Source organism: Neorhizobium fuzhouense, from assembly GCF_042611105.1.
In the GTDB taxonomy this organism is placed as follows: domain Bacteria; phylum Pseudomonadota; class Alphaproteobacteria; order Rhizobiales; family Rhizobiaceae; genus Neorhizobium; species Neorhizobium galegae_A.
The window spans coordinates 499,097-511,280 of record NZ_JBHFFP010000001.1; the positions used below are offsets into that span (position 1 = coordinate 499,097).

Annotated in this window: 11 protein-coding genes and 1 tRNA gene; 4 read left to right on the top strand and 8 right to left on the bottom strand. The window is 59.3% G+C overall.

Annotation, left to right across the window (positions count from 1 at the left end):
- Position 1: 1 nt before the first annotated feature.
- From ACEXP3_RS02555 to ACEXP3_RS02580, 6 genes are read right to left on the bottom strand one after another with little or no spacing between them, the layout of a single operon-like run.
- Positions 2–1,378 (bottom strand): glycosyltransferase, encoded by a 1,377-nt coding sequence (locus ACEXP3_RS02555; protein WP_377295838.1) that lies wholly within the window; start codon positions 1,376–1,378, stop codon positions 2–4.
- On the bottom strand, positions 1,375–3,318 hold the full coding sequence (asnB, locus tag ACEXP3_RS02560) for an asparagine synthase (glutamine-hydrolyzing) (protein ID WP_377295839.1): 1,944 nt from the start codon (positions 3,316–3,318) through the stop codon (positions 1,375–1,377). Before asnB ends, ACEXP3_RS02555 begins: the two co-directional genes overlap by 4 nt.
- Positions 3,306–4,241, bottom strand: coding sequence for an FkbM family methyltransferase (locus ACEXP3_RS02565; RefSeq protein WP_377295840.1), 936 nt, complete (start codon positions 4,239–4,241; stop codon positions 3,306–3,308). Before ACEXP3_RS02565 ends, asnB begins: the two co-directional genes overlap by 13 nt.
- Entirely contained in the window at positions 4,235–4,948 is a 714-nt protein-coding gene (locus ACEXP3_RS02570) for an O-methyltransferase (RefSeq protein ID WP_377295841.1), read from the bottom strand. Before ACEXP3_RS02570 ends, ACEXP3_RS02565 begins: the two co-directional genes overlap by 7 nt.
- Positions 4,948–6,252, bottom strand: a complete 1,305-nt coding sequence (locus ACEXP3_RS02575) for an ABC transporter ATP-binding protein (protein ID WP_377295842.1) — start codon at positions 6,250–6,252, stop codon at positions 4,948–4,950. Before ACEXP3_RS02575 ends, ACEXP3_RS02570 begins: the two co-directional genes overlap by 1 nt.
- On the bottom strand, positions 6,252–7,118 hold the full coding sequence (locus ACEXP3_RS02580) for an ABC transporter permease (protein WP_377295843.1): 867 nt from the start codon (positions 7,116–7,118) through the stop codon (positions 6,252–6,254). Before ACEXP3_RS02580 ends, ACEXP3_RS02575 begins: the two co-directional genes overlap by 1 nt.
- 321 nt (positions 7,119–7,439) lie before the next feature.
- Between ACEXP3_RS02580 and ACEXP3_RS02585 the strand changes: the two genes are divergently transcribed.
- Positions 7,440–8,546, top strand: a complete 1,107-nt coding sequence (locus tag ACEXP3_RS02585; protein ID WP_377295844.1) for a glycosyltransferase — start codon at positions 7,440–7,442, stop codon at positions 8,544–8,546.
- Positions 8,547–9,042: 496 nt separating this feature from the next.
- On the opposite strand, the gene ACEXP3_RS02590 is transcribed toward ACEXP3_RS02585, so the two are convergent.
- Positions 9,043–9,117: transfer RNA gene (locus tag ACEXP3_RS02590), tRNA-Gln, on the bottom strand.
- A gap of 272 nt (positions 9,118–9,389) precedes the next feature.
- Between ACEXP3_RS02590 and ACEXP3_RS02595 the strand changes: the two genes are divergently transcribed.
- Positions 9,390–9,686, top strand: a complete 297-nt coding sequence (locus ACEXP3_RS02595) for a cupin domain-containing protein (protein ID WP_210103241.1) — start codon at positions 9,390–9,392, stop codon at positions 9,684–9,686.
- Positions 9,687–9,850: 164 nt separating this feature from the next.
- Positions 9,851–10,762, top strand: a complete 912-nt coding sequence (locus tag ACEXP3_RS02600) for an MBL fold metallo-hydrolase (RefSeq protein ID WP_377295845.1) — start codon at positions 9,851–9,853, stop codon at positions 10,760–10,762.
- 59 nt (positions 10,763–10,821) lie between these two features.
- On the opposite strand, the gene ACEXP3_RS02605 is transcribed toward ACEXP3_RS02600, so the two are convergent.
- On the bottom strand, positions 10,822–11,775 hold the full coding sequence (locus tag ACEXP3_RS02605) for a DUF1499 domain-containing protein (RefSeq protein ID WP_377295846.1): 954 nt from the start codon (positions 11,773–11,775) through the stop codon (positions 10,822–10,824).
- Positions 11,776–11,903: 128 nt separating this feature from the next.
- Between ACEXP3_RS02605 and ACEXP3_RS02610 the strand changes: the two genes are divergently transcribed.
- Positions 11,904–12,173 (top strand): hypothetical protein, encoded by a 270-nt coding sequence (locus ACEXP3_RS02610; protein WP_377295847.1) that lies wholly within the window; start codon positions 11,904–11,906, stop codon positions 12,171–12,173.
- Positions 12,174–12,184: the final 11 nt, after the last annotated feature.

Genomic DNA, 12,184 nt, shown 5'->3' on the forward strand with positions numbered 1-12,184 from the left:
CTCACTTCGAGCATTTTTGGAGGAAGTTCTCGAGCCGGTGCACCAATTCCTTGGCGCTGAAATCTGCGCGGTAGCGAGAAAAGCCCTCTTCTGACGGTGGATGACTGATAGCAGTGACAAGGCCGGACAGAATGGAAGCGGCGTCGTCTTCGTCGACGGCACAGCCAATACCATATTGCCTGACCCTCTGCCCCAAAAGATACCTGTCGCTGACGAGGATCGGTTTGCGAAAATGCGCCGCCTTGCCGAGCAGGTTGCTGCTGATACGGAAGTCTCTGTAAACAGCGAAGATCACGTCCGAGACGTTGATGGCTTCGTTGAAAACCTTTTCATCCGCAAGATACTCGGGATGAAGAAGAAGATTATCCGGAGGTGCGGCAAGGGTCTTATCCAAAGCGGCAATATCGTCTGCAGTGAGCGTATTCCGGTGGATCTCGCCAAGCTGGACGAAAAACCATTTCTGCGGATCGGCCAGGTCGATCAACTCGATCCAGCGCGCTAGGTTCTTCTGACCGCCGATGGAACCGCCGAGGAAGACAATCCTGCGACCGTTGGCCCGTCGAACGATCTCCTGCGTGATGGCGGATTGCCGCTCCGGCAAGGCCGCCTCCGTAATATCCGGCAGATACTCGAAGCACTTGTCCGGCAATGCCTGGGAATAGCTGCGGCACACCTCCTCGTCGAGCACGCACGCTCCCCGCCACAACGGTACGCCATACCAGGGATCCTCAGCCTCGGCCGGTGGGACAAAACGAATTCCAGCCCAGCGCAAATTGTTTACCCGGCCGAATTCACTCCATCGCGATGGGCTCCTGCTGTAGGTGTCCATATACATGTTGAAGGCTACAGCGGGAGACCAACGGGCCTTGCCCAAGGCCCGGACGACACGCTGGGACATGACCAACGGGCAATCCCCGTAGTCTTGGCGGGTGTCCGACGTCTCTTGCCCATTGTTGCGCGTACGCAGACGCAGGTAGCGCGTGTAGATAAAATAGGAGAGGCGAAACAGGAAAGGTACGGTCGCCTGAAAGAATCTGCGCTTCCAGATCTCGAGAAAGGGCAGATCCGCAGATGCTTCCGATCCGGGCCTGCGATAGAAATACAGATCGCCGAACTTGTCCCAGCGCTTCCACAGGTCTCTCAGAGAGTTGACCAATCGGTGGCGGTCAGAGTTCCAGTCCAGTATTTGCAGGTTGCGGCTGGCCGCCAGCCCTTTTTGCTCCAGTCGTTGGGAAAGGGCAACGGGATCCGGGGTCAGCGCAAGAACACGCCATCCGCGCTCGAGCAGCAGTGCGACGAACAACGCGTTCCACGAATCGAGATGGCCATGCCCCGAGACCGGATTATAGATCAGTACGGCTCGGCGTGCAGATGTCATCCCGCCACGACCTTTCGAAACCACATTTCGAGCAGAACCAGTTTGTAGGCAAAGAAAAGCCCGGGCCAGCCCTGCTTCACCATGTCGGCCAGAATCCGGTCGACCTTTGCCGCGCTGATGATGCCCTCCTTTACGAGTTCCCCATCGCGCAGGCTCTCACCGTATGCCTTGACCACACCGGACAGCCAATCATGCACCGGCGGCTGGAAACCGGCCTTGGGACGGGAGAGGACTTCGTCTGGCAGAACGCCTTTCAATGCAGCACGCAACCAGGTCTTCTGACCCAGCTTGTGGTCCGGGGTTTTCTCCCGCAGGGCCATCACTCTTTCGATCAGTTCGACATCCAGAAACGGCAGTCGGGACTCGACGCCCACACTCATGCTCACGCGGTCGCCAAGGGTGACGGCGTTGGAAACCATCCAGGTGTCGAAAAGCATGCGAATAATGGCCGCAGGGATTTCTTCGGCCCTGCGAAGTCCGATCTCGGTCGGCCGGAACGGATTGTCGGCCGGCAGTGCTTTCATCGCGTCGCCGTAGACGGTCTGCTTGAAATCGAACGCGGCGGGGAAGTTGCTTTCGGCCATGTAGAAGCGCAGTTGGTCTTTCGGCGTGCGAGCGTCTCCCAGATCACGCAGCAGCCCGGCCCAACGGCGCATGCTGCCGGGCATGCGAGGATGGGACGCCAGTTGCGACAGTCTGCGCTGTGCGACAGGAGACCCTGCCCATACAGAAAGCGTCGCCAGTGATGGTCTTTGGACAAGCAATTGGTTCGTAGAGGCCGTCTGCGTGACCCAGTTGTATCCCCAGAAAATCTCGTCACCGCCGATGCCGGTGAGCAGCACCTTGATGCCGTTTTCCGCCGCGGCCTTCGGAACCGAGTAGTGGCCGAAGGCAGCAGGATCGGCAATCGGCTCGTCCATGATGCGCACGAGCTCCGGGAAAAAGTTAACGAAACTCTCCACCGGCAGCTCGACCTCGTGTACGATCATGCCGAGCGTTTCGGCCAGCGCACGCGCCTGTTCGCGTTCGTCGTAATGCGGACGCCCGGGATAGCCAACGCAGAACGCGTGCATGGGTTCAGGATATTGCTTCTGAGCCATCGCGGCGATCACGCCGGAATCGATGCCGCCGGACAATGCAACCGCCACGGGGACATCGGCACGCAACGTCATCTTGACCGCGTCTTCAAGGCCATTCTTGATGGATGCGAGAATGCCCGCGGTATCGGTCGGAACCTTTTCATTGAACTGCGAAGCGCAGGTTTCCACGTTCCAGTAGGGCTTTGGAGCAGCCTGCCAATCGGCGGAGGACAGTATCAGCGTGTGCGCGGCAGGCAGCTTGTAAACGCCGCTGAGCAATGTGTAGGGCTCCGGGACAAACTGGTAGTGCAGATACATGTCGACGACGGCCGGATCCAGTGCCGGACGTGTGTCCAAGAGCGGAACCAGCGCCTTGATCTCGGATGCGAAAACCAGCTGCTTCTCGTCCCTGTAGTAGAACAGGGGCTTTTCGCCGCACCGGTCCCGGGCAAGGAAGATGGTTTTTTCGACCTCGTCCCAAAGGGCAAAGGCGAACATTCCGCGGAAGCGGCAGACACAGTCAGCCCCCCAGACCTTGTAGGCGACCAGCAGCACTTCCGTATCCGATTGGGAGTAGAACTGCTCTCCCAGTGCCTCAAGTTCGGCACGCAATTCGAGATAGTTGTAAATTTCGCCGTTAAAGGTGACGACGTACCGGCCATCGCTGCTCGACTTCGGCTGCCGCCCACCTTCAGAAAGGTCGATGATGGACAGTCTCACATGGCCAAGCTGAACCTGACCGCTTGCAAAGATCCCTCGGGCATCTGGACCACGATGAGCCAGGGGCACCAGGTCGGCGTCATCGAGCCGCTTGTGAGATGAGCCTGGTGCAGAACTGACGAGACCGATTATGCCGCACATGTGTCTTCGAGCCGCGTGAGAATGATGGAGTTGAAAAGCCTGGCCGTTGGAACGAAACCTTTCTCGTGGAGAAAAGCTATGACCGGGTTCTCGTTCAGGTTGGAAAGGGGCGTATCGAGCGCTTCAACGATCACGATGCCCGGCTTGTACTTGTTCCAGTCGTTTGATCTGAGCACATGCAGTTCCTCGCCTTCGACATCGATGCTCATGACGTCGATCTCCTGTCCGGTGCCAACATGCCTGTCCAGGACATCTGCCAACGTCTCCGGAATGATATCGACCGTTCCACGCGCTTCCCAGCCACTGGCGACGTAGCTTTGCGCCAGCTCCCTGTCGAAGGTATTGAGTGCGCCCTCCTTGAACATGTTGAAGGACAGTGGATCCTTCTTGTCCGAGATCGCAAGCTCAAGGTTTGTGTCATCCGGCCGGAAGGCATTGAACGATACCATACTACCCGGAGTGGCGTCGATGTTCACGCCACGCCAGCCCTTCCTATAAAGGGCATAGGTGTTGGAAAAGCGTCTGGCGTGATGAGCGCCGATATCGACGAAGAAACCGTTTTTTTTCTCGCCGACGAGGCGTTCCAGCAGGATGTCCTCTCCCTCCTGGCTATAATGCACGCTGCCGCCCAAGGCCGCCTGGCAGGCGGTAACGGCTTCCTCTGAAATAGGTGTGCCTTCGAGCGCGCGGCAGGCGATCAAGAACAGCCGTTCTTGTTCCGAGGTGCTGAGTTCCTGCCTGGACATTTGATCGGTGATGACGTCGATAAATACCGCCTTCTCCGCACGTGATAAGTTTTCCAGAAGACGCTGGATGAAAGCAACCCTTTGCTCATCAGATGAAGCACGGACGACCCGATTGACCAGACGCAAGACCAGACTTTCAGCCCGTCTCTGCAGAGTGTGTTTGAGAAGGGTCACCATTTATCGTTCTTGCTTGCCTCGATACCGCCCACCGGCTTCGGCTGATGAATGCGGTCTTTCAATGAAGAGTTGAAAGGAAACAGGATCGACGTCGTCCAGCAGTAGTTGTTGATCGGACCGAACCCATTGAAATCGATCTGAAAGAACCCCTCACCCTTCAGGTGGTCGGAAACGTCCGTATACCAGTCGGAATTGTCCAGAATGATCGCGCCTCCGGAGCGCAGGAACGGAAGTGCTGCCTTTGCGCACGCATTGCGCCACACGCCATCGACGATGATCACGTCGAAATCGCCGCCGGGTTCGGTGATGGCGGCAGCATAGTCCTCTGGCGTCTGCCTAAGATAAAGGCCCTTCAGCTGCGCAGACCGAGCCGACATATTCTCATACCATTCCGGATCGTGCTCGACCGACCAGACTTCGGCGCCTCGCCTTGACCAGTAGAGTGAGGAATGGCCACTGCCATATTCGAAGACCCTCAGGTTTCGCGCATCCCACTGATTAAAGTATTCTATCGCTGGGTAGGTGTACCACGGAATCGGTGCGCCATCGACGCCGACCGGCAGCTTCGTTGCAAGCGTGCGCGCATAGCCCTGACGCTCAAACAGGATCTCGACGGCATCCGGAACCGGTTTCTCTTCAACCTTGGGCATCGCATCGGCGACAACGCGGTCTATGTAATTGCGTAGTTTTGCCTTGATGAAAAACATCAGCGTTCCTTCGTGCTGCCGGCGTCGGTGTCAGAGCGTGATTGTTTGAGCTGATATTCAGCGTTCAACTGCAGCGATGCACGATACTCGGCGTAGAAAAATATGTCTGCCGGATGGGCGATAACGAGCGACGCGTGATTCTGCTCGTAAAAAATGTGCACCCCCACATCCTTGTCGACGATCGCGGCACTGAAATAATAGAGGCCCGGGCGGAGATTGGGAGCGCGTACGTGGATATCGATGACATGAGATCCCTGCTCCATGTCGATCAGTTTTCGATGAACCTCGTAGTTATCGATAATCGCCAGCGCCTTGTTGATTTCGCTGTCGATAAGAACACGCAGGATTCCCTTTTCGATCCGCTCTCTGATCGTCAGGTGATAGCGAAGAATGAAATCCTCTGAATAGGTAATGGTGTCCGTGGCAGTGCCATTGCCGTCCAGGACCTCAACCTTTTCGATAAATGCGGTTCCGGCCCCGCCGCGCAATCCACCATAGTCTTTCGGCACCTCGGTCGATTTGTGGCCGGCATCCCTGTTCAGGCGATCGAGGACATTGTTGTGCTCGTAAAGCTTGCATGCGTCCTCTACCGAGGTGATCCCGAGGGAATGTCCCTTGTGTATGACGATGCCCTTGTTGCAAACGGCCCAGACCTGGCCCGGAGAATGGGAAACGAGCAGGATGGTCGTGCCATGTTGTTTCAGCATCCGGATCCGTTCGAAGCATTTCTTCTGGAAGGAAATGTCGCCGACGGCCAGCACTTCATCCACGAGCAAAATCTCCGGCATGCCGATCACCGCGATGGCGAACCCCAGCCGAACGGACATGCCGCTGGAGTAGTTGCGGACCGGCATGTCGATGAATTCGTCGAGTTCCGAAAAATTGACGATCTCGTCGAACTTTGCGTTGATTTCGCGCGGGGTCATCCCCAGCAGGGTGCCGCTGATGTAGATATTCTCCCTGCCGCTCAGCATCGGAGAAAAACCGGCCCCCGCAGCGATCAGCGCACCGATGCGACCTCTCATCGTCACCTTGCCGAGATTGGGGCTGTACGTGCCGTTCAGAATGCGCAGCAACGTGGTCTTGCCGGAGCCGTTCACGCCCATGATGCCCAGAGCGTCACCTGGTTCAAGGCTGAAGTTTATGTCTTCCAGGGCCCAGAACTCGCCGTTGCGCAGATGGTGAGCCGTTTGCCGCCCTGTCATGCGGCTCATGCTGTCCATCAGGCCGTATTTCAGTGCGCTTTTGAGCGATAGCCCGAATTTCTTGCTGACACCTTCGACCAGAACGCTGGGTTTGCTCATTACAGCCGCTCCGCAACAAGGTCTTCAAGAAGATAAAACACCCGCAATCCGAGCGTGACCATGACCACTGTGGCGAGCGCTACCAGCATATATGTCGCGGCATTGTCGGCGGTCCCCAGGCAGATCAGCGAGCGGGGGATATCGACGAGGTAGGTGACAGGATTCCAGTTGATAATCGTCTTCACCAACGGGTTCTGAATGGTGGACTGCAGGTAGATGACCGGCGTCACATACATGGCAAGCGACAGGGCTTGCGTGACAAGCGGTGTCAGATCTCGTGCAATGGTTCCCAGCACCGACAGGACAAGGCCCATGGCGGTGCCCAAAAGAACCATCGGCAGCACAAGCAGGGGGTAAAGGAGAAACCACCACGTCGGCGTCATGCCAACGAACAGCAGAACGATGGTCATCGTTATCATGCTGATGGCGATGCTGTAGACCACGCCAGCCAGCGAGCTGATGGCCAGCGCCAGTTTCGGAATTCGCGTGCGCAGGATCAGGTCGGCCTGATTCTGCAGGCCGCTGCTCACGGCACCCATGGCGCCGGGAAGACAGCCCCAGATGGTGCTTCCGATCAACACATACACAGTGTAGGGGATCTCGCCTTCGCCCGGCTTGAGCACCCCGATGAAGAAAAGAAACAGAAAACTGACGATGCCGAACAATGGTCCAAGCAGCGCCCAGAAGTACCCCAGGATTTTCTGCCGGAACTGGGCGATAAAATCCCTCCAGAACAGCTTCGTGATGACGTGACGGGAGGCCGACACATCTTCGATTGCTTGCCTTATTCCCCAAAGCAGGCCGCCTCGCCGTTCATTCGGCTGATAAACGGTCACCGGAATACCATCGTCGTCTATATACCGCATATCTCTCGGATCTCGAATATGCCATTACAGGCGGGAACTTAGCTGGGGTAGATACCCCGTTTCACCACCGGGGCCAAACATTAATTTCCTGCCTGCCATGTGGGCGCCGGGAAAGGCGAGGGCGAAAGGTGCGTTCCACAGGCTTTCGAAAAAAGGGGCATGCACGCCTTGGGAACAAAGCTTATGGATGCATCATGACATGGGCACACGCACGAGCCACGCTTTTGCTTGGCAGGCCTGGTGTAATCCTCTAGGTATCGTGCCTTCAGGTTTCGATCCGCATCGCCGGTGCGGAGACCGCATCGGAAGCCGAATGCCGGAATGAACGTTCTCCATTTTTTCAAGACCTACTGGCCGGACACGTTCGGAGGGATCGAGCGCACAATCCATGCCATCGCCACGGGAACAAGGCAGTACGGCATCGAAACGACCGTCCTGTCGCTGAGCCGCAAGCCTACGGAGAATTCTGTCGATTTCGACGGTCACAGGGCGCTGAAATCAAAACTCGACCTGGATGTCGCCTCGACCGGATGTTCGCTGAGCGTGTTCCGTCGGTTCAAGGAGCTGAGTGCACAAGCCGACATCATTCACTACCATTTTCCGTGGCCGTGGATGGACCTGGTTCATCTTGCCGTACGCCACGGCAAGCCGTCGGTCGTCACCTATCACTCCGATATCATCAAGCAGAAGCATCTCCTCAGGCTCTATACACCGCTAATGCTGCGGTTTCTCGCAGATGTCGATCATATCGTGGCGACCTCTCCCAACTACCTGCGGTCAAGCGACGTGCTGCAGCGCTTTGCGGCCAAGACGAGCGTTGTGCCGCTGGGGCTGGACGAGAGGGCCTATCCGCCCGTCGACACGGCAGTGAGCGCGGCATGGAGAGCGAAATTACCGCCGCGGTTCTTTCTTTTCGTGGGGGTTCTCCGATATTACAAAGGGCTCCACGTCCTTGTCGAAGCCGCAAGAAAATCCGGCCTCGACGTTGTTCTTATCGGCGATGGACCGATGAAAGGTGAACTGGAAGAGCAGATACGCCGCGGAAGATTGACCAATGTTCATCTTCTTGGTGCCTTGCCCGACAGCGACAAGATGACCATCATCGATCTCAGCCTAGGCTTGGTCTTTCCCTCTCACCTGCGTTCGGAGGCGTTCGGTCTGTCGCTCGTGGAGGCGCAGATACGCTCGAAGCCCATGATCTCCTGCGAACTGGGGACTGGCACGAGTTACGTCAATCTCGACAGAGAAACCGGGCTGGTTGTCCCGCCGTCCGATGCCGATGCATTGGCTGCCGCGATGACGACATTGTGGAATGACGAAGCATCCGCGTTTCGTTTCGGCGTCAATGCGAGAAGGCGCTATGAGAAAAATTTCACAGCCACCGGCATGTCGACCGCCTACAAGCGGATTTACGAGGCGCTCCTTTAGCGAAAGCGCCACAGGCCTAGCCTTCACGGCCGCCGAATAGAAGAAGAGGACCTCCCTTCGGACGGTCGACTGGACCAAAAGAGCCGAACCTGGCAGCAGGACCATAGCGGCCTCTCCTGAGCGCTCAATCTGCCGCAGCCATCAGGCTGCGCCGTTGGTTGACAGTGGCTTGCCCCGCCCCAGAAAAATGTGGCCTGCCTTGCACCCGGCCACCCCTATGCCCGATGTCACTGGGCTGACTGTCTAGCTTGGGCAGCAGCAAGGCTTTGATGCCATGTCCCGGAAAATCTTTCTTCACGGCGGCCAGCACGGCGAGGCGGATCACCAGGGGCGACCGGGTCGTGGCTCGAACTTGTCGCGAATGACCCGCGCTCCATCCTCCACCAGGGCAAATCGTGGCTCTCCAGCGAACCCGCTGTACGAACAAAGTCCGGCGCCACCGTCCAACGTGCGTCGAAGACGTTTGCCCATTGCTAAAGTTTCGGCGAGGAAAAAATGGCTGGGGCGCCAGGATTCGAACCTGGGAATGCCGGTACCAAAAACCGGTGCCTTACCGCTTGGCGACGCCCCACCGTGGATGGCGTTGAGGCAGGGGTGCCGCCTTGGCCGTCCGGGTGCGCCTGCATTAGCAAAGCTCCCGGCGCGTCACAATCACTAAGTTTATCGCCTGAAAAGTTTTCTGTGCGCGAAAACCACCTGCATGGTAGAGCATGTCCAGCAGAACTGCATGGGTGGTTTTGTGTCCAGACCGCGTAAAACCCGATGGAGCGGAGACTGTCGGTTACCGGTCTTCACCGGAATTCTCTTTCCTCTTTCAGAACCATCACCATTCCTGGAGACGTCATGAGCCAGTACCGCGCCCGACCGCCGGCCATTGCCACCACACTTGTGGATGATGCCGTGGTGCGGATCATCCGCTGGGATTTCGAGCCCGGAGCCGATACCGGCGTGCATACCCATGGCCTCGGCTATGTGGTGGTGCCGATGACCGATTGCTCCTTCCTGATCGAGGAAGGGGGCAGCGAACGGCGGGTGGAAATCGAAAAAGGGGCGGCATACCGGCGCGATGCCGGTACCGAGCACAATGTCGTCAATGCCGGGACCGAACCCATGTCCTTCATCGAGATCGAGTACAAGTAAGGGGAAGCGCCAGCCCGGCAGGCGAGGCAGCGGCATCAGGCGATAGGGTTCGGTCGGTCAGCTTCAGGGGGCCGGGTGTCGACCCGGCCGGGCAAATTGCGGGTTTGAACGCCAAAGTCCCGCCGAGTGGCGGCAACAGACATCGTAAAACAGGTTTGCAAGGCATGGACACGCCGCATTTCGATCTTGATTTTGAGCCCGCCTATGGCGAGGCGGTAAAGGTGGCAGAGGGTGTGTGGCGTATCACCTGCAACAACCCTTCGCCGTTTACCTTTGCCGGCACCAATTCCTATCTCATCGGGCGCGGCCGCGACGTGGCGCTGATCGATCCGGGGCCGGAGAACGAGGCGCATTTCGAGGCGCTGATGCGGGCGCTGAAGGGGCGTCGGCTGACCCATATCCTGGTCAGCCACACGCATCGCGACCACTCGCCGCTGGCCGCCCGCATCAAGGCGGAAACCGGCGCGATCACGGTGGCCGAAGGGCCGCATCGCGCCGCCCGCCCCTTGCATGCGGGGGAGGTCAATCCCTTTGCCGAAAGCAGCGACACCGCCTTTATCCCCGACCTTGCGCTTGCCGATGGCGCGGTGGTGGAGGGCGACGGCTTTACGCTCTCGGCGATCCACACCCCCGGCCACACGGCAAACCACACCGGCTTTGCGCTGGAGGACAGCGGCATCCTGTTTTCCGCCGATCATGTGATGGCCTTTGCAACGACCGTGGTTGCACCGCCGGACGGATCGATGGGCGATTTCATGGCCTCGCTTGAAATGCTGCTCGGCCGGCAGGACCGCATCTTCTTTCCCGGCCATGGCGGGCCGGTTGCCGACCCACCGGCCTTCCTGCGCGGGCTTCGCACCCACAGGCGCATGCGCGAGCGCGCCATCCTGGAACGGGTGAAGGCTGGAGACACCGCGATTGCTGACATGGTGGCGACCATTTACGCCTCCACCGACGTGCGCCTGCATGGCGCAGCTGCCCTCTCCGTTCTGGCGCATCTAGAAGATCTGGTGGCGCGCGGTCAGGTGATCTGCGAGGGGCCACCCGGCCTTTCCAGCCGCTACCGCCCCGGCTGACGGTTTTTTTCGATTTTGCGGCTGGCCGACAGGACGGGCAATGGCCGGCCGATCAGTGCCTACTCGGCGGCAATTCCCAAAAGTTCCGCATCAAGCGCGCGCAGGAAGGATTGCGCGATCTCGGCGCCCTCTCCCAGGTCATGCGGGCCGTAGCGCACCGCAACGCGCATGTCGACAAAGGTCGTTTCTGCCTCCTCGCTGAGGCGGATCACCACATCGAAGGGAAAGCCGAGGATCAGCGTGCGGGTTTGCCCCTGCAAAATGAGATCGCCGCCCTGCGCCGGATCAAGACCCGCACCCTGCAGCGGCACGGCGATGCCGAAGGAGGGACGCGGCAGCGGAATGGGAATGACGTCCGGCATGCCCGATGCCGCACCCTTTCGTGCCGTCCCGGCGCCTGGAGCGGCCGGCAGCGCCTCCACCACCGGGGTTTCGGGAACGGCCGGCTTTTCCCGCGGCACCGGCCGCTCCGTGTGGAGCGTCATGCGGTTGGCGCGGGCAACCGTGATCACGGCCTGGTAGACACGGTCGAGCGCGCCCTCGTAACGCCGTCCGGTGAGGCCGGGATAGGCCTTCTCCTGCGCCTGCCGATCCGCCGCGGAAACCGCACTCGGCCGCGGCAGCCAGATCTGGCGGGCGACCGGCGGGGTTTTCCAGGCCGGCGGATCGATGATGTCGGTCGTCACATCGAAGAGGCACGGCCGCGTTTCATAGAGAAAGCCGGCATAGGCGAGAAGGCCGAGCGGCAGCGCTGCATAGACGAGCGCCTTGGCAGACGCGGTGCCGGCGCGCGCGCCAACCTGCCAGAGGCTGAGAAGGCCGATGATTGCAAGCGGCACGCTCAATGCTGCCATGGCACCCGCCATCAGCACCAGTGCGGCAAACTGCGGCGTGGCGAGCGGCCCGAATCGGTGGCCGAGCCCCGACAGCACGAGAAGCAGGAGCGATGCCTGGGCAAGCCATTTTCCGGCATAGGCTGCCCTCGACACCGGTCTGACGAAACGTACGGTCATGGCATGGTCTCTGCTCTTCACGGCGGACGGAAATCTGCGACGGGCGCTTTCCGTCTTGTCATTCTCTCTATCTTCTATGACATGCGCGCGGTTGCGTCACCTGCCGCCCTTGAACAAGGAGTTTTGCCATGCGCCTTCCCCGCCCCCTCCTGCCGCTGCTGATCTGTGTCGCGGCCGGTCTCGCCGGCTGCCAGACGATGACGCCGGAGGAACGGCGGGCCGCCGACGAGCGCATCTGCGCCGGCTATGGCTTCCGCCCGGCAACCGATGCCATGGCACGCTGCCTGCTCGACCTCGATCTCGACCGCCGCGCCGACATGCGCGCCTTCCAGACCCGCAGCATGATGTTCGATCAGCCGGTGATCCTCGAGCGGCGGGTGATCGTAGATCGGCGGTAACCTGCCCGCGC

Bases quoted from the DNA above. Each gene is read 5' to 3' on its own strand.
- ACEXP3_RS02555 (WP_377295838.1), bottom strand. From the start codon at position 1,378: ATGACATCTGCACGCCGAGCCGTACTGATCTATAATCCGGTCTCGGGG.
- asnB (WP_377295839.1), bottom strand. From the start codon at position 3,318: ATGTGCGGCATAATCGGTCTCGTCAGTTCTGCACCAGGCTCATCTCAC.
- ACEXP3_RS02565 (WP_377295840.1), bottom strand. From the start codon at position 4,241: ATGGTGACCCTTCTCAAACACACTCTGCAGAGACGGGCTGAAAGTCTG.
- ACEXP3_RS02570 (WP_377295841.1), bottom strand. From the start codon at position 4,948: ATGTTTTTCATCAAGGCAAAACTACGCAATTACATAGACCGCGTTGTC.
- ACEXP3_RS02575 (WP_377295842.1), bottom strand. From the start codon at position 6,252: ATGAGCAAACCCAGCGTTCTGGTCGAAGGTGTCAGCAAGAAATTCGGG.
- ACEXP3_RS02580 (WP_377295843.1), bottom strand. From the start codon at position 7,118: ATGCGGTATATAGACGACGATGGTATTCCGGTGACCGTTTATCAGCCG.
- ACEXP3_RS02585 (WP_377295844.1), top strand. From the start codon at position 7,440: ATGAACGTTCTCCATTTTTTCAAGACCTACTGGCCGGACACGTTCGGA.
- ACEXP3_RS02595 (WP_210103241.1), top strand. From the start codon at position 9,390: ATGAGCCAGTACCGCGCCCGACCGCCGGCCATTGCCACCACACTTGTG.
- ACEXP3_RS02600 (WP_377295845.1), top strand. From the start codon at position 9,851: ATGGACACGCCGCATTTCGATCTTGATTTTGAGCCCGCCTATGGCGAG.
- ACEXP3_RS02605 (WP_377295846.1), bottom strand. From the start codon at position 11,775: ATGACCGTACGTTTCGTCAGACCGGTGTCGAGGGCAGCCTATGCCGGA.
- ACEXP3_RS02610 (WP_377295847.1), top strand. From the start codon at position 11,904: ATGCGCCTTCCCCGCCCCCTCCTGCCGCTGCTGATCTGTGTCGCGGCC.